This window comes from Curvibacter gracilis ATCC BAA-807 (assembly GCF_000518645.1).
Lineage (GTDB): Bacteria > Pseudomonadota > Gammaproteobacteria > Burkholderiales > Burkholderiaceae_C > Curvibacter > Curvibacter gracilis.
Genome location: NZ_JADZ01000018.1, coordinates 116,707 through 132,702 on the forward strand (window position 1 = coordinate 116,707; position 15,996 = coordinate 132,702).

The window sequence follows — 15,996 nt, forward strand, 5'->3', positions numbered from 1 at the left end:
ACAGGGCGCCTCGGGTTGGGTTCAGCTTTTATTGACCTCTCCCAGCACGACGACTATTTGACAGAATCGCATGGGAGATGAAGTCAGCGGCGCATTCTCAGATCGCTTTATTTCTTGTCAGCTGCCGCTGAGGCTTCCGCAGGCTTGGCCTCAGTTTGTGCGGGCTCTGCAGGTTTGTAGGCATCCACAAAACGTTTGAGGGCATCGCCTTGAATGCTAGCTTCATTGTTCAGACGTTCGGCTTCGAGCTTACGGCCGTCAACAATGGATTTTTGCTGCAGGCTCTTGACCAGTTCCTCTTTGACGTCGGCAAATGCACGAACACGCACCATGTCGTGCTTTTTGAGCTTCAAGATATGGTAACCAAACTGCGATTCGACCAAGCCCGACAATTCACCAGGCTTCTTCAGTGCAAAAGCCGCATCTTCAAAAGGCTTGACCATGCGGCCACGGCCAAAACGGCCCAGGTCTCCGCCCTTGGCGCCACTGCCAGGGTCTTCTGATTTTTCTTTGGCCACAGTAGCGAAATCAGCGCCATTTTTCAGCTCGGCCAGAATGGCCTCGGCCTTCGCTTTGGCCGCAGCCTTGTCGTCGCCAAAGCGGATCAAAATGTGGCTGGCCTCAACTTCCTCGGGGGCTTCAAAGCTCTTGGGGTTGACTTTGTATTCAACAGCCGCCAGTTTTTCTGCATCCGCCAAATTCAATTCATTCTTCTTGTCCAGGAATTCCAGGTAAGCATCAGTGACCAGACGCTCGCGGTTCAGTTGGTTCAGACGCAGCAACAAGGGGGTTTGGCCAATACCTTGCTTATCTGCTGTCTGCGTGAGGGCACGGCGCAAAAAGATGTTCTGTACGATCTGCCCGACGGTTTCGGGCTTGGTCAACATCCCTGCACGCTGGTCAGCAGGCACGCGCTGCATTTCTGCCAGCACATCAAGAGTGGTCACTTCAATGCCAGGTGCCGTCAACAGCACCACGGGCTTTTGAATGAAAGCATCATCTTGTGCTTGCGCACCCAACGAGACAACACCCAACAGAACCCCGCACGAAACGGCGGCCAGAGAAGACAGCATCCAGGACGACTTGAATTGGAACGGCAGCATGGTGGTGTGATTCGATCGAAATGAAAATAAGACAAGCCAGCTTGAGTCTGCGTCTTCGCAGAAGTTCAAACGGCTCCAAAGAGCTTTACCCAAAAAAAAGGCGGAGACCGAAGTCTCCGCCTTTTTGAATTGCGCAGGTCTTTTGCAAGACCTGACAGAACCGGCGAACCGGCCCGCAATTAACGGTGGGTGTAGGACAGACCGAAGTTGCCCGACACGCCAGCCGACACGGCGCTGTTCACAGCCTTCTGAGCGGCGAAGCCCAGGATAGGCAGCGTGCCAACCACGTTGGCAGCACCAGAGCTGGTACCGAAGGTAGCCCAGCCGTCAACGGCCGGCAGGCTAGCAGCCGGGTACACGGTGTTGGCCACGGTGGCGCTCAGCAGAGCCGAAGCCTTGCCAAACGACAGCACCGAGGTTTCGCCGCACAGGCTCAGGGTTGCCGAAGCAGCCACGGTACCAGGCGACACCACGAAGCCAGGATTCGACACAGCAGCGACTTGCTCTTCACGGCCGAAGGCGGTCACGCCAGTAGCCAGCTTGGTGCAGATCTGCAGACCGTTGGTCGTCGACACCGAGGTGTTGCTCGGGCTAAAGAAACGGTAAGCGGAACCAGTAGCACCAGCGCCAGTCACAGTCGCAGCCTTGGTGTAGTCAGTGTAGATCTGACCGTTGCCAGTGGCGCCAGCGTAGCTGTAAGCGTAAGCGGTGTGATAACGACGGGTGGGCATCGAAAACACCCAGTCAGTCGCGGCGTTCAGAGCCGAAGTGGTCAGGTACGAGTTGGTCACCGACGACTTGGCCAGCAGAGCGGTCACAGTCAACGACTGGTTCAGAGCCGACACGTTGGCGGTAGCGGTAGCGCCACCCAACACCACACCCACATACGGGGTGGACAGGTCAGGCTGGTCGTAGTACGCAGCAGCAACGGCGGGCGAGGCCAGCGAAGCAGCGGTGGACGAAGCAGCGTTCTGGATCGTGCCGTTGGCGTTGTTGGCAGCGGTACCGTTGTTCACGTTGGCGTTGGCCAGAACCGTGCCTTGATTGTAGGCCAGGTTCGTGGTACGGAAGATCGGGTCAGCAGTGACAGCGTCCAGGGTAGGCGTCGCCAGAGTAGCTGCGGTACCGGTCGCGATGGCAACCGTAGACACAGCGGTGCTGTTGGTGGTCGGGATGGCAGTGCCGACCTGCGGGAAGAACACCAGGTTAGCAGTGTCAGCAGCGATAGCAGTGGCTTGGCCCGACAGAACGGTGGTGCTAGCCACGTTGATGATGGTCCAGTCAGCCAACAGCTTGCCGGTGGGGAACACCAGACCCAGACCTTGAGCGGACGAGGAGCTAGTGGCGGCCAGCGAAGCCGTCTTGGTGTTCACAGCGATCGTGCCAGCAGCAGCAGCACCAGTCGTGAAAGCCACGGTCGCCGAGTAGGTGGTCGGATCTTGCACCAGCAGGTTGATAGCAGCAGCGCCAGCAGCGTTGGTCGAGCAAGGAGCCACACCGTTCACGTGCTTGATGGCGGTGTACAGCGGGTTGGTGGTCGGTGCAGTGATAGTGGTGCCCGAAACGGTACCTTGGTCGAACAGACCGAACTTCGGAATGTCAGCCATGTTCAGGATTTCGATGTAACCTTCGCGAGTCTGGTTAGCAATCGAAGAAGCGGTGCTGAACTGTTGAACGCGACCGGTTTGGAAGGTGCCGTTGACCGAAGTGGGCAGCGTGCAGGTTGCATCGGTGGTGCTCAGGGTGCTGATGCCAGTGGTGGCATCTTGCGACACGGAAGCGGTCCACACGTCGCCGGGCGACAGCAGAACTTGGAAGTCATACAGGTCGTCAGAGTTGGCAGCGCCACGGAAACGAACCTTGACAGCCTTGCCGTTCACGGTATCGGTGTTGGTGATGTTCAGCAGAGTGGCGTTACCACCTTGGGTGCTGAAGTAAGGAACCAACAAGATGTTACCAGCAGCATTACCGACGTTAGTCAGAGTGCCGGCGCCTTGGCTAAACACAGCTGCGGAAGCACCGCCAGCCAGACCAACACCGCCAATCATGGCAGCAATGCTCAAGGACAAAATCCTTTTTTTCATGAAAACTCCTGTTTAGAAAAAATTTGGTAAGCGCAACTACCAAGATTGTCAACGCCTACGAATCGTAGCACAGAAAGAAACGGGCTCATCCAGTGGATTGTGGGCTAGCCCATCATGTTGAAGAAAAGCAACAAAACCCAATACCTGGTTGACGTTCCTCCTGTAAGACAAGGCAGTGCTCGCTGAGCCCCGGGGTTGGAAATCAGAGCTGCGGCTTGATTCGCCACTGCCCCTCTTCCAGAACCCAACTCTCATCGAGCCCTGTATTGATGTTACCGCCATACCTCGCACCCAGGGGAGGTTTTGCTTCCAAACTGATGCGTACAGCACACACTTCATCAGCGCAAGCCACGGAAATTGCCTTGGCCTTGATCCAACCCCCATTGGCCATGCGCCCACGATAGCGCTCGTAGGGAGTGACGCGACGGTAGCTGTCGGTCAACATGTCATAGGCTTTCTGAATATCGCCCTCAATCAGGTACTGCCAGCGCTGGTTGGCGCGGGCCTCCACGATTTGCTCAGGCGTTTGGGTCTGCATGCTGGCGCAACCGGCCAGCAACAGGGCCGAAACAGCACAGGCAGTCAAGGCCCAGCGGCGTGTCTTGAAAGAAGATGCAAGGGTCATGATGCGAAGACTTTCTCTCTATATAAAGAAGAAACAAATTGCTTACTTGAGGGTGGACGTGCTTTGCGTCAAGGGGGCCTTGCCCGCCGGGGTCACAGCCAGGTTCTTGAAGCCCGACAGGCCCTTGAGCTTGTCACGCACCTCCTCACTGACATCGCGGATCTCCTGATCGGAGCGCACCACACGCGGGGTCAGCACCACCAGCAACTCCGTGCGATTGGTGCTGGAGTTTTTGGCGCCGAAAAGGCCACCAATCACCGGGATGGAGCTGAGCAGGGGCAGGCCAGAGCTGCCATTGCTGTTGTTGTCGCGGATCAAGCCACCCAAGACGATATTTTCGCCCGAGCGTACGGCCACCTTGCTGGTGATCTGACGCTGGTTGAACGGGTACTGGCCAGTCGCCTTGTCTTGCGTGGCCCCGACATCGCTCACGGTCTGCTGCAATTCCATGGTCACCATGTTGCCGGCATTGACCGAAGGGGTCACCGTGAGGTTAACACCGGTGTCCTTGTATTGAATCGAGCTGACCGTGGTGCCCGTGCTGGTCACGCTGCTGCCGGCCTGCACAGGCTGCTGGGTGCCCACGGTGATGTTGGCCGTATGGTTGTCGAGCACCATCAGGGTGGGACTGGAGATCACTTTGAGCAAAGACTCCCCCGCCAGCGCATTCAGCACGGCCTGCACGCTGCCAGCCGAGTTGGTCAAGGTGTAGGTAAAACCCTGGGCTGCAGTGGCGATGGAGCCATCAGTGGCGGAACTGAGCACTCCCTTGCCAGTTCGACCATTGGCAGCACCACCACTGAAGGCCCATTGCAAACCGTAGCTCAGGGTATCGCTGAGGGTCACTTCAATGATGCTGGCCTCAATCAGCACCTGGGTGGGCGGAACATCAAGGCGTTTGAGGGCATTCTCGATCTTTGCAAAGTCGGCCCGAGTACCCCACACCAGGATGGCGTTGTTGAGGTTGTCGGCAATCAGGCGCACACCGCTGTTGCCCAAGGCCACGGCTTGCACGTTGGTGGCGTTGTTGGCGGCATTGGTGTTGCTGGTACCCGAACCGAAGGAACTGCTGCCGCCCATCCCGGAGCTGCTGCCAAAAGCTGAGCTGCTGGTGCCCGAAGAGCCCAGAAAGGTCGAGCCAGTGCTGGAGCTTCCCAGGCTGGGCGCTACGCCGGTATTGGAGGTACTGCCCCCCGCATTGCCCCCAAAAAGGCCGCTGATCACGCTGGCCAAGTGTTTGGCATTGCCGTTTTGCACGGGGTACACATACAGCTGAGGTTCACCGCCGTTGAGCCCCGGCTTGTCAATGCCATCGAGCCATCGCTTGGCTTCATCCAGATAGGGCGCTCGGGGCGTGACCACGAGGACGGCATTGAGTCGGTCGACCGTCATCATGCGAATGGCCCCAAACAGGGGAAACGCCTCACTGACACCGCCGGTGCGGTTGGCGGTGCTCGACGACGAGCCCAAGCCCCCTGCGGCCACGGCAGCGCCCAGGCTCATGGTGGGGGCTGCTGGGGCGGCTGTGGCCCCACCAATGGCCGTGGTGGTCGAGCTGCTCAGGGTGCTGCCGGTCGAGGCAGCCAGCATTTTGAGCGTGTCTTCCACCTCTTTGGTGGTGATGTACTTGAGCGGGAACAGGCCAATCGACATGCCCTTGAGCAGGTTCACGTCAAAGGTGCGCACCAAGTCCAACCACCCCTCGGCTTGGGTGCGCGAGCCCACCAGCACCAGCATGTTGCGGGTGGTGTCGGTTCGCACCAGGGCATCGGGCGGCAACAAGGGCTTGAGGATGCTCGCCATTTCGGCGGCACCAATGAACTCCAGCGGCACCACGATCACGCCGTAACCCGGTTGCAAGGCCTTGCCGGCTTCAAAACGGCGCACAGCGCCACCGATGCCTTTAAGGGACTCGGGCTTGCCCACATGGAAAATGCCACGCGTGTCGCGCACCATCTGCAGGCCAGCCGCTTGTAACGCACTTTCAAGTAGATAGACCGCCTGATCGGTGCTGACATTGGCACGCGTGGCCAGTGTGACGCTCCCGGTCAACGGCGGATGGATCACGAAATCCACCTTCAAGATGTCGCGCATCAGCACATTGACCACATCGAGAATCGGTGCCTCTTCAAAACCAAACGAGGTGGCCGAACCGTCGGGTGGAGGTGCCAGCAAACTGGGTGCCGTGATGACGCCAGTGCCGCGATCCAGCCGGGGCTCAGTGTCAACCTGCGGAGCCAAAGCAGAAGCCTTGGATTCTGCAGCCTTGGGCGGCAAGGCGGCAGGCGCAGGAACGGCTGCCGTCGGCGGTGCCACGACACCCAGAGGCGCTGCGGGCACAGCTTCAGGCGCTTTGGCGTCAGCGCCAGAAGGCACGGCGGGCGCTGTGGCAGCCGGCGCAGGAGCTGCCGAGGCTGTAGCCTCAGCAGCCACCGGAGCCACCGGAGCCACCGCGGCTGGAGCTGGAGCTGGAGCTGGAGCTGGAGCTGGAGCTGGAGCTACCTTGACAACAGCGGGAGCCGTCTTGGCAGGCACGACGGCCCCACCACCGATCGAAAAGCCGGTGGCCGCAGGTTTGGTGGCCGACGCATCATCGCTGGCAGCCCAACTCAGCTGGCTGATCGCCAACACCACCGACGTGAGCACAAATTGTTTGTGATTCATATTTCTCAGTTATTCAATGCCGCTGCCGACGGCCTCTGAGCCACAGCCTCAGGGCTTGCGACTCCGGATCAGCGTGATAGTTCTCGATTCGGTGCCATTCTTGAACACGACATCGCGCCCCTGCACAGCGGCCAGTCGCCATTCGCCCACGGCATCACCCACGTGGTAGCGACGAACTTTCCCGCCCTGCTTCGCCAGCACACTGCCTTCAGCGCCGTGTTCGACCAGACCGACCAATTCAAAGTCGGCCAAGGGGTCGACGGGCTTGGGGGGCGGCGGGGGCGGCGGGGGTGGCGGCGGCCGGCGGGTGGCCGTGAACAGAGGGCGGTCCAACACCTGCACGAAACGGCTCAGGTCGGCCTCACCACTCGCGGCGCCGCGGGGCAAGCTGATTTTGTCGAGAGTGATTTGCTGCGCAGCCGGCTCCTGCCACAACCAATTACGCAATTGTCCCCGACGATTGACCCACAGGTGCGCAACCTCGAGCGCCAAAAGCAGGTTCAGAGCCAGCAGCAGCCACAAGGCGTATTGCCGGATCACGAGGCGGATCTTTCCGAGTTGTGCTTTCACGATGCCGACCTCAGCACAAAAAAGTTGATTTGGCCGGTCAGCCGTGCCGGCGCCTGGTTGGTGGCGTAGGTCAGGATCTGCACCGTCATGCCCTCGACCAGCACCGCTGGCCCCGGCTGGGTGCCCACGGCCACCAGCAAGGCCTGCAACTTGGCCATTTCACCCTCGTAGCGCACCTGGATGGGGATACGGTCAAAGCGGTGATCCGTCTTGGCAGGCAAGACCTGGCTGGATTGCACATCCACGCCGGCGCTGGTGAACAGGTCGCGAATGCGCTGCTGGGCAGCATTGCCCACCTGCGAGACGTCTTGGGTGGATGGGTAGATGTACAGGTCCTGCAACTGCCGCGCCTGATCGACCGCGTCTTCGATCTGGCTTTGCTGGCCGACCAGGCCTAACAGGCGAGCGTAGCGCGGCTCCAGATCAGACAGGCGCTTTTGGGCTCCCTGGTGCTGGACGTAAACATAACCAGACACACCGATCAAAGGCACCAACACGAGAAGCAGCCCCAACACCAGACCCGGCAGGCTCTGCAATTGCTTGATGGATTTCATTTGCCACCTCCAATCGAGAACGGGCTGGCACCGGCCGCCGGCTTGGCTGGCGCTGCAGGGGTGGGCGCGGCCGGGGCTGTGGCGGGGGCCGAAGCAGGTGCCTGCGCAGGCGGAGGCGGAGGCGGGATCACCGCCGGAGCAGGCTGTGCCACCTTGGGGGTAGCGCCCAACAAAATACCGAATGGCCCAGCTTCCTTGAGCACAGCAGGCGGCACGCCTTGCGGGTAGGCTGCCGACACCGGAGTGGGCGGAGGCGCTGCGGGCGCAGCATTTGCCACCGGCGCGGGCTTGGGCACATTGGCGTCTGCAGGCTTGCCATCAACCCCAGGTACCGGACGGTTCTCCCGCGGGCGCGGGGGCGGCGCCTCCTGCTCCGGGTCGTTGGCACGCATGGCCTTGGTGTCCAGGGTGAATTCGATGTTGAAGGCCTCTTTGGCTGCGCCAGGCTGTCGCACGGCCGCCGAAGGGGCTTTGACGTCCTTGAAAAGCGGCTCAGTGCTGAGCTTTTGCATCAGTGCGGCGGCGCTCGGGGTCAATCCCTGTAGCGTGATCTTGGCGCCCTGGATCTGCAGCGATTGCAGCCACGTGTCGTCCGGCAGGGTTTCGGTCATCAAGGCGATCACCCGCAGCGGCTCGACGCGCTCTTGCAGGATTTCGTTCAGGTCTTTGAGACCATCCAGCTGCGTGACCAGTTCGGTGCGCTGCGCCACGGCCGGAGCCGCTTTTTTGTTCAGGGTCGCGAACTGGGCTTCGGCCTGCCGCACCCGATGGCTCAGCTGCAGGGTGGAAGCGGTGAGCGCCGGCACCAACCAGAACAAGGCCAGCAGAATCAAGCCCACGCGCAGAGTGCGTCCGCGCTGCTGGCGGCGCAGGCGATTGGCTTCACCAAATCCAGCCAGCGTGATGTAGGAGCCTGGTTGCAGAGCCGAAGCACTCAGTGACACCCAGACCTCGGGTGCCGATCGGGACGACTCGGCCGGCTGGCCGGGCGCGGCCATCACTTCATCAAGGTAACGGACAACCGAGGCCCGCGAGCTCAGGACCAGAGCCACACGCTGGCTATGACCTTGGCGTGACAGCACCGTAAACCCATGCACCGTGTCGTCGGACAGAAAGGGGCTGGCAGCGGCAACTTCGAGCGCCACGGCGCGGGCCAGATCGGCATCGGCCAACAAAGGCAACACCAGCTCACGCACCAGCACGCTCTCATCCGGCAGTTCAACTGCGGTGGCGCGGCTGGCGGCGGCACGAACCTTGGCCGTGCAATTGGCTGCCGGCTGCAGCAACTCGCCGCGCTGAATCCATTCGCTGCGGTCAGCTCGGATGAGACGCACCGGCTGCAGCGGGGTCAGCCAGCGCAAGGCCGGCCGATCCAGCAAGCCTTGCCAGGGGCGCGCGAGCTCTGCGCCCAACTTTCGCAAGTCGAGACCGAACAGACGCAAATCAGTGTTGGTCGTGACCATGGACACCATTCAGGAAAATAAAAAGTTTCATGGCGCGGAGGCAACCCGGCGGTCGGCCCCAAAAGTGCGCCAGGGCAGGCCATCCGGGGCATTTCGGTTGAGGTCGATGTCCCGGGAAACATACCAACGACGCCCCGAGTCCAGCGACAGGCTGGCGATCAGCCGGTAGCGCGACCCCGAGCTGTTGTCCACAAAAGAGGCATCGAGCCGCGTGGTGTCGGGTGCCGAACCAGCCACTTGCCGGGCCTGCACGATCTGATTGGCCACCGCAGAATCACCGCCCGCCAGCACCACCAGCACCTCGGGCGTGGCCGCCAAAGCGTTCACCCGCGACACAGTGCGCCGGCCCACGACCAGAAGGCGGGCGATATTAGCATAGAGGTCGTAGTCGACCCCGGGCACCTGCAGAAGGTCTTCCACCGCATCGAAGCCCACGGCCGTGCCCTTTGTGTCGGGCCGGTCGCGCAAGGCCACCACCTGCTGGGCCAGGGTATCGGCCGTGGTGGCAGGCAAGCCGCCCGCCACCCGGAACAGCTTGGACAACAGGCCCGCCGATGCCCCATTGAGGTTGATCAGCCCATTCAGTGGCACCACTGCAACCTGGATCGGAGCCCCCTGGTAATTGACTGTGAGCTGGGTGTAGCGCACATATTGGGTGGGATCGATCTGCATGCGCTGCACTGTTTGCACGATGGCCGCTTGCCCATAGGCCTCTGCCAGCACGCCTTGCTTGCCAGCCGACACGGTACGCGCGTCCTGCCGGGTGACCTTGACCATGCCCGCCACAATCAGGCTCAGGGCCGCCACCATCCACAACACGCCCACCAGGGCAATGCCGGCCTGGTGCGGGCGGATGCGCAGCCACACGGGTGGCTTGGAGACGCGTTGCATCTTCATTCTTCAGCGCCTCCGACGGCAAAACCACCGGCGCTGCCGCCAACCTGTGAAGGCAGTTGACGCAGAGGGATCACGAGCTCAGGCCAGTCGCTGCCCGCCACCTGGATCAACAGGCGCACACGCGAGGGCAATCGGCTGCGCCGGTCCTGATTGGTATTGCCCATGGCCATGGACCATTCAGGCAGCCAGCGGCCAGGCGCCACGCGCGGGTCTTCGTATTCGATGCTCCAGCCCGTCACCCCCCCCACCAGCACCCGGCCGTCTACCTGCGACCAATCCGGAAAGCCAGCAGCACCGGTCCAGGGGGCGTAACGCAACACCAAGGCATAGCCCTGGCCCGAGGGCTCAGCCATGAGACGGAAGAAATGCCGCCCCCCTGCACCATAGCGCGCAGGCATGGCGCCCACCCAGGCAATGCCTTCGTTGCGCCCCTCAAACAGGTAATTGCTCTGATCGACCGAACCCGCCCCAGGGCGCAGCCGCATCGAGACCCGGCCCAGAGTGGACCGGATAAAGGCTGTGGCCGAACGAAAGTCATCCAGCCGGGTGGATCGCTCGTCGATGCGCGACTCGGTCTGACCCATGGTGTGCAGGGCTGAACTCATGGCCAGCAGGATGAGCGACATGAGCGACATGGCCACCAGCAACTCCACCAATGTGAAGCCCTGGCGACGGCTGGGTCGGCTTGCGTACACCATGTCAGCGCACCTGTCCTGGCAGCGGCAGGGCCTGGGGCAGCAAGGTGGTGACCTGCAGGCTTTGCACCCGGTCGCCGTTGAACCAGCTCACGCTGTACTGCACCTCATGCAGGGGCACCGTGCGTGAATCGTTGAGCGAGCCGGCCCAAGGCGCCGAATCGATGCGCCAGTCAAAGCCACCTCGACGACCGGCGTCGTGCCAACCACCTTCAGGCACGGTGTCGTGCCAGGCGAGCAACGATTCGAGCTCGGCCGTTGCACGGGACTGCATCTCGACCGAGGCCATGCCACGGGCGGCACTGCCACTGGCCCGGTAGATCAGGCCCAAGGACATGCCGAGAATCGCCATGGCGACCAACAACTCCAGCAGAGAGAACCCGCGCGCCGAGGCGCGCCGGGAGTACAGGCAGGCCCTCATTGCTCGATGGGTTCCGTGCTGACACGGCCGGACATCCAGTCAATGCGCAAACGAGTGCCGCTGCCAGAGGGACGAAACACATCAATACTGCCTCCCGTGGCGCCACCGTCAGGCAAAAACCGAATGGCCGCCGCACCTGACTGCCCGAGCTCCATGCCCGCCACGGTGGCCCTGATTGCCACCGAAGCCGGAAAAGGTTTGGCCGGGGCATCATCCACACCAAATAGCCGGCGTTCCAGATCAACCCGAAAACGGGTCTCGGCCCCTTGCAGCTGGGCGCGGTTGCGGGCTGCGCGCATCTCAGACACCATTTCGCGCAGCACACTCCGGTACTCGGCGCCCTCCCGCATCTTGCCCAACGCGATGGGCACCACCGCCATCAACAAGCCCAAGATGGCAAACACCACCAGCAACTCGATCAGGGTGAAGCCCCGCTCGCGGGCAGCATGGAAGTGCCGGAACCGGTTCATGCGTGATGGATTTACTTGGCGTTCACGACGTCGGCGTTCTCGCCTTCACCACCGGCTGCGCCATCGGCACCGTAAGACAGCAACTCGACGTTGGCGCCGTTCAGAGTGTACTTGTAAGGCTTGCCCCAGGGGTCGTTGGGCACGCCGCCCTTCAAGTAAGGGCCATTCCAGCCATTGGCCGAGGCAGGCTTGGCCACCAGGGCGTTCAGCCCTTCTTCCGTAGTCGGGAAGCGCCCCACATCGAGCTTGTAAAGTTCGAGCGATTTTTCGAGGTCGGCAATTTGCACACCCGCCGTCTTGGACTTGGCCCCACCGAGCTGACTCAGCACCCGAGGCCCCACCAAGCCAGCAAGCAAGGTTAGGATGGCCAACACGACCAGCAGTTCGATCAGGGTGAAGCCACGGGCACGACGGCTCGCACGGCGCTGGCGAAAGCTCAACATATCAAATCCTTAAAGTAACAACTCAAACAGCCAGATCATTGATGGACAGAATACCCAGCAGGATCGACACAATGATCGAGGCGATCATGAGGCCCAGCACAATGATCAGCAACGGCTCCAGCAGGGTCAGGCCACGCTTGATCCCCACCTCGACGTCTCGGTTCAGGATGTTGGCCAACTCCAGCATCATGGGTCCGATGCGCCCCGTCTCTTCCCCCACTCGGATCAAGTTGATCGCCAAGGGTTCAAAAATTCCGGTGGCAGAAATGGCATCGACCATTTTGCTGCCTTCCTTGACCATGGGCCCCACGCCGGCCAAGGCACTGCGCAGCACATCATTGGTCACGGTATCTGTGGCGATGCGAAGGGCTGTCAACAACGGAACGCCGTTGCCCAGCAAGGTGCCCAGCGAGCGCGAAAACAGGGTCAATTCGTATTTGAGGGTCAGCCGCCCCAATAAAGGCAGGCGCAACACCTTGTGCTGCCACCAACTGCGACCGACCGGCGACTTGAACCAGCGCCAGACGCCGGTGCCGACAAAAAAGGCCACAGCGCCGATCACCAGCCCATAGCTGGTGAACGCATGCCCCAACCCCATCACCAGGCGGGTGGGCAAAGGCAGAGCATCACCCATGTCGTTGAACAGCTTCTCGAACTGCGGCACAACAAAGCCGAGCATGGCAATCAAGGATAAAACCGCCACACCCAGCAAGATGGCAGGGTAAATGGTGGCGGACACCACGTTCTCTCGCAGCGCGCGCAGACGCTCCATGTGCTCGACGAGGCGATCCATCACCGAGCTGAGCTGACCGCTGACCTCGCCCGAGCGGATCATGTTGATGTAGAAATCACCGAACAAGGCGCGGTGCTTGCCCAAGGCCTTGCTGAAGGGGGTGCCGCCCTTGACGTCCTCCAGCGTGCTTTGGGTCAAGGCCGCCACCGACGGCTTGTGGCTCATGCCAATCAACACCCGCAGGGCGTTGTCCAGGGCAAGGCCTGCGCGCAACATGATCGACAGTTCGGAGGTCAGCAGCAGCACGTCGGCCTGCGTCACCGGGCCCTTGCCCACGCGGCGCCCGCTGCTCTTCAGGGAGGTCAGGCCCGACACCTTTCCCGCCGCCCGGGCATCTGAATCGCTGGCCTGGGGCTCACGGATTTCCAGCGGGGTCAGGTGACGAGCCCGCAGCCATTTCTGAGTGGCAGGTACCGAGGCGGCCTCATGACGCCCCTCTTGCACCTGGCCCTGCGCATCCACCGCGCGCCAGAAGAACTCAGGCATCGCCCTGATCCTCCGTCACGCGCAGCAACTCATCGAGGCTGGTCACGCCTGCGGCCACCTTGCGCAAGCCATCTTCATACAGCGTCAGCATGCCGGACTGACAGGCCAGGCTGTGCAGGCGGCTGGCATCGTCGCCCGCCACAATGGCACGCCGCATGGCTTCATCGAGCACCAGCAATTCATGGATGCCGGTGCGTCCCTGGTAACCCGTGCCCCGGCAGTGATCGCAACCCACGGCTTTGTAGATGGCCTGCCCCGCCGGCAGAAAGCGATGCAGCCCCGTGCTGGACAGCACCTCGGATGACGGCGCATCGGCCTGCTTGCAGTGGCTGCAAAGGGCCCGAACCAGACGTTGCGCCAGGACGCCATTGACCGAAGAAGTGATCAGATACCCCTCCACCCCCATGTCCTTGAGCCGGATCACGGCGCCTGCTGCCGTGTTGGTGTGCAGCGTGGAAAGCACCAAGTGGCCTGTGAGCGCGGATTGCACCGCGATCTGGGCGGTTTCACCATCGCGCATTTCGCCGATCATGATGATGTCGGGGTCTTGCCGAAGGATGGAGCGCAGCGCGCTGGCAAAGGTCAGGTTGATCTGGGGGTGCACCTGGATCTGGTTGATGCCCTCCAGCTGGTACTCCACCGGGTCTTCCACCGTGATGATCTTCTGGGTGGTCGAATCCAGCTTGGACAGGGCCGCGTACAACGTCGTGGTCTTGCCCGAGCCCGTCGGCCCCGTGACCAGCAAGATGCCGTGCGGCTTGGCCAGCAGGGTGTTGAAGCGCCCCAGGGTGTCGCTGGCAAAGCCCATGCTTTCCAGGCTGAAACGCACACTGGCACGGTCAAGCACCCGCATCACCACGCTTTCACCATGCACCGTGGGCACCGTGGACACCCGAAGATCCAGCTCACGCCCTTTGACCCGGGTCTTGATGCGACCGTCCTGCGGGAGGCGACGCTCGGCAATGTCGAGGTGTGCCAGCAACTTCACGCGCGAGTTCACGGCCGCGCTCAGCTTGGGCTGAACCACATCGCCCGCGTGGATCACACCGTCCACCCGATAGCGCACATGCAGACCGTCATCGAAGGGTTCCAAATGGATGTCCGAAGCACGCAACTCGATCACCCGACTGATGATGCTGTTGACCAATCGGATCACAGGCGCTTCGCTGGCCAGATCCTTGAGGTGCTCGACAAAGTCGCCCCCCAGGCTGTCCTCATCAAATCCCGCAGTGTCGTCTTCAGGTTCGGCCTCGACCGGCTGGGCCCACGCCTTCTCGATTTCACTTTCCAGGCAAAGATGAGGCTGAACCTTCAAGCCCGTCGCCAAATGCAAGGCCTTGAGCACATACCGGTCTTGCGGCACGGCCATCGCCACATCGAGTCGATCCTCATGCAGGCGGATGGGCAGCACCTGGTTGGCCGCCAGATAGGCGGGCAACAAACCCGGCACCTCCAGGGGAAACTCGGGAAACTGATCTGCCCCCACCACAGTCAGACCCAACTGCTGGGACAAGGCCTGAAGCACATCCTGCTCGGACACCAACCCCAACTGAACCAACACCCGCCCCAGCATGTCGCCCAACTCTTGCTGGGCCGACAGGGCGCGTTCCAGGTCACGTGGAGTGAGCTTGCCAGCCTGAACCAGCACGTCGCCGAGCCGGGGGCGCGGCTCGTCCTGCGTCAGGACGGGTTCAACGGTAGACAAGGATTCTGTGCTCATGTGGGGATGAAAGCGGTGATGCGACGCCCATCAGACGTCTGGAACGGGAGCGAAAGCCTGAGCACGGAGCCAGACACCGCACGCCAGGCCGCGATTTTGCACCAAATCACCCAGCCACCCGGCTCCAGCTGGCGCCGTTACACCCCAACCAACAGTTAACATGCTCGCCATGCAGCGTTGGCATCACTTCATCTAAATGACACACAGGGACAGCGGACCGGATTCCTTGAATCGGAGTGAACGGGATTTGACGCTTTCGGTGATCAGCCACGGCCATGCAGAATGCTTGCAAGTGTTGCTGGATGAACTGAGCGCTCAAGGCCCGAGCAATCTGCAACATCTGATCATCACCCACAACCTGCCCGGCCCTGGCCTGACGGTGCCGCCTGATTGCCCCTTCCGGGTCAGCGAGATCCTCAACGCCAAACCACAGGGCTTTGGCGCCAACCACAACAAGGCCTTCCAGCACTGCAGCACGCCATTCTTTGGCGTGATGAACCCAGACCTGGACCACCTGCCGAACAACCTGTGGTCACGCCTGGTCGAACTGGCCACCCCCGCACCCATCGGTCTTGCCTACCCCGTGCTGCTCAACCTCGACGGCACGGTACAAGACAGCGAACGCGAAGTGCCCACGCCGCTGTCCCTGCTCAAGCGCTACACCCATCGCCCGCCCGTGCCGCGGCGCGACTGGGCCAATGCGGCCTGCTGGGTGCTGCGCCGCGAGGTATGGCAGCAGTTGGGCGGCTTTGACGAGGGGTATTTTCTGTACTGCGAAGACGTGGACTTCTGCCTGCGCGTGCAACTGGCCGGGCTGGAGTTGAAGCGCGCCGACGTGCGCATGACGCACCACGCCCAGCGCACCAGCCACCGCCAGTGGCGCTACGTGAGCCTGCACCTGCGCAGCCTGTGGCGGCTGTGGACCACGCCGACGCTGTACCGCTACCTGTGGCGGCTGCGCAAGACCGGGCCGGTGCGGCTACCCGACATGGGGCGCTGAAGCCCCCT

At 61.8% G+C, this 15,996-nt stretch carries 15 protein-coding genes; 1 reads left to right on the forward strand and 14 read right to left on the reverse strand.

Translation table 11 applies throughout. From position 1 onward, the window contains the following. Positions 1–107 precede the first annotated feature (107 nt). The 14 genes from L880_RS32565 to gspE all read right to left on the reverse strand — a co-directional run bounded on the left by L880_RS32565 (position 108) and on the right by gspE (position 14,988). A complete protein-coding gene (locus L880_RS32565; RefSeq protein WP_051443357.1) occupies positions 108–1,103 on the reverse strand; it encodes a peptidylprolyl isomerase in 996 nt (331 codons plus the stop codon). Positions 1,104–1,282: 179 nt separating this feature from the next. Further along, positions 1,283–3,187, reverse strand: coding sequence for a hypothetical protein (locus tag L880_RS0116180; RefSeq protein WP_027476560.1), 1,905 nt, complete (start codon positions 3,185–3,187; stop codon positions 1,283–1,285). Positions 3,188–3,389: 202 nt separating this feature from the next. Beyond that, positions 3,390–3,812 (reverse strand): outer membrane protein assembly factor BamD, encoded by a 423-nt coding sequence (locus tag L880_RS32570; protein WP_157462924.1) that lies wholly within the window; start codon positions 3,810–3,812, stop codon positions 3,390–3,392. A gap of 42 nt (positions 3,813–3,854) precedes the next feature. Further along, positions 3,855–5,987 (reverse strand): type II secretion system secretin GspD, encoded by a 2,133-nt coding sequence (gspD, locus tag L880_RS0116190; protein ID WP_169737768.1) that lies wholly within the window; start codon positions 5,985–5,987, stop codon positions 3,855–3,857. Between the two features lie 537 nt (positions 5,988–6,524). Continuing rightward, entirely contained in the window at positions 6,525–7,046 is a 522-nt protein-coding gene (locus L880_RS32575) for a hypothetical protein (RefSeq protein ID WP_051443360.1), read from the reverse strand. Continuing rightward, positions 7,043–7,600 carry a type II secretion system protein GspM gene (gene gspM, locus L880_RS0116205; protein ID WP_027476562.1) on the reverse strand — a complete coding sequence of 186 codons (558 nt, stop codon included), beginning with the start codon at positions 7,598–7,600 and terminating at the stop codon, positions 7,043–7,045. The genes L880_RS32575 and gspM overlap by 4 nt, the downstream gene beginning before the upstream one ends. After that, positions 7,597–9,063, reverse strand: a complete 1,467-nt coding sequence (locus tag L880_RS36675; protein ID WP_169737769.1) for a PilN domain-containing protein — start codon at positions 9,061–9,063, stop codon at positions 7,597–7,599. Before L880_RS36675 ends, gspM begins: the two co-directional genes overlap by 4 nt. A 27-nt stretch (positions 9,064–9,090) precedes the next feature. Beyond that, positions 9,091–9,960 carry a type II secretion system minor pseudopilin gene (locus tag L880_RS0116215; RefSeq protein ID WP_084461356.1) on the reverse strand — a complete coding sequence of 290 codons (870 nt, stop codon included), beginning with the start codon at positions 9,958–9,960 and terminating at the stop codon, positions 9,091–9,093. After that, the gene (locus L880_RS0116220) at positions 9,957–10,658 is read right to left on the reverse strand and encodes a prepilin-type N-terminal cleavage/methylation domain-containing protein (RefSeq protein WP_027476565.1); all 702 of its coding nucleotides are present in this window, start codon (positions 10,656–10,658) and stop codon (positions 9,957–9,959) included. The genes L880_RS0116215 and L880_RS0116220 overlap by 4 nt, the downstream gene beginning before the upstream one ends. 1 nt (position 10,659) lies before the next feature. Further along, positions 10,660–11,076: a PulJ/GspJ family protein gene (locus L880_RS0116225; protein WP_043329651.1), complete on the reverse strand. Its 417-nt coding sequence runs from the start codon at positions 11,074–11,076 to the stop codon at positions 10,660–10,662. Continuing rightward, positions 11,073–11,546: a GspH/FimT family pseudopilin gene (locus L880_RS0116230; protein WP_027476567.1), complete on the reverse strand. Its 474-nt coding sequence runs from the start codon at positions 11,544–11,546 to the stop codon at positions 11,073–11,075. The genes L880_RS0116225 and L880_RS0116230 overlap by 4 nt, the downstream gene beginning before the upstream one ends. 11 nt (positions 11,547–11,557) lie before the next feature. Next, positions 11,558–11,989: a type II secretion system major pseudopilin GspG gene (gene gspG, locus L880_RS0116235; RefSeq protein WP_027476568.1), complete on the reverse strand. Its 432-nt coding sequence runs from the start codon at positions 11,987–11,989 to the stop codon at positions 11,558–11,560. Between the two features lie 22 nt (positions 11,990–12,011). Further along, positions 12,012–13,268 carry a type II secretion system F family protein gene (locus L880_RS0116240; protein ID WP_027476569.1) on the reverse strand — a complete coding sequence of 419 codons (1,257 nt, stop codon included), beginning with the start codon at positions 13,266–13,268 and terminating at the stop codon, positions 12,012–12,014. Continuing rightward, entirely contained in the window at positions 13,261–14,988 is a 1,728-nt protein-coding gene (gspE, locus tag L880_RS0116245) for a type II secretion system ATPase GspE (protein ID WP_027476570.1), read from the reverse strand. Before gspE ends, L880_RS0116240 begins: the two co-directional genes overlap by 8 nt. A gap of 292 nt (positions 14,989–15,280) precedes the next feature. On the opposite strand from gspE, the gene L880_RS0116250 reads away from it, so the two are divergent. Continuing rightward, complete coding sequence (locus tag L880_RS0116250) at positions 15,281–15,988, forward strand: galactosyltransferase-related protein (RefSeq protein ID WP_342669176.1); 708 nt, start codon at positions 15,281–15,283, stop codon at positions 15,986–15,988. The last annotated feature ends 8 nt before the right edge of the window (positions 15,989–15,996 follow it).

What these genes read in the sequence shown, in the direction of transcription:
- gspM (WP_027476562.1), bottom strand. Translation starts at nt 7,600, where the DNA reads ATGAAATCCATCAAGCAATTGCAGAGCCTGCCGGGTCTGGTGTTGGGG.
- L880_RS36675 (WP_169737769.1), bottom strand. Translation starts at nt 9,063, where the DNA reads ATGGTCACGACCAACACTGATTTGCGTCTGTTCGGTCTCGACTTGCGA.
- L880_RS32570 (WP_157462924.1), bottom strand. Translation starts at nt 3,812, where the DNA reads ATGACCCTTGCATCTTCTTTCAAGACACGCCGCTGGGCCTTGACTGCC.
- L880_RS0116215 (WP_084461356.1), bottom strand. Translation starts at nt 9,960, where the DNA reads ATGAAGATGCAACGCGTCTCCAAGCCACCCGTGTGGCTGCGCATCCGC.
- L880_RS0116220 (WP_027476565.1), bottom strand. Translation starts at nt 10,658, where the DNA reads ATGGTGTACGCAAGCCGACCCAGCCGTCGCCAGGGCTTCACATTGGTG.
- gspG (WP_027476568.1), bottom strand. Translation starts at nt 11,989, where the DNA reads ATGTTGAGCTTTCGCCAGCGCCGTGCGAGCCGTCGTGCCCGTGGCTTC.
- L880_RS0116240 (WP_027476569.1), bottom strand. Translation starts at nt 13,268, where the DNA reads ATGCCTGAGTTCTTCTGGCGCGCGGTGGATGCGCAGGGCCAGGTGCAA.
- L880_RS0116180 (WP_027476560.1), bottom strand. Translation starts at nt 3,187, where the DNA reads ATGAAAAAAAGGATTTTGTCCTTGAGCATTGCTGCCATGATTGGCGGT.
- L880_RS32565 (WP_051443357.1), bottom strand. Translation starts at nt 1,103, where the DNA reads ATGCTGCCGTTCCAATTCAAGTCGTCCTGGATGCTGTCTTCTCTGGCC.
- L880_RS0116225 (WP_043329651.1), bottom strand. Translation starts at nt 11,076, where the DNA reads ATGAGGGCCTGCCTGTACTCCCGGCGCGCCTCGGCGCGCGGGTTCTCT.
- L880_RS0116230 (WP_027476567.1), bottom strand. Translation starts at nt 11,546, where the DNA reads ATGAACCGGTTCCGGCACTTCCATGCTGCCCGCGAGCGGGGCTTCACC.
- gspE (WP_027476570.1), bottom strand. Translation starts at nt 14,988, where the DNA reads ATGAGCACAGAATCCTTGTCTACCGTTGAACCCGTCCTGACGCAGGAC.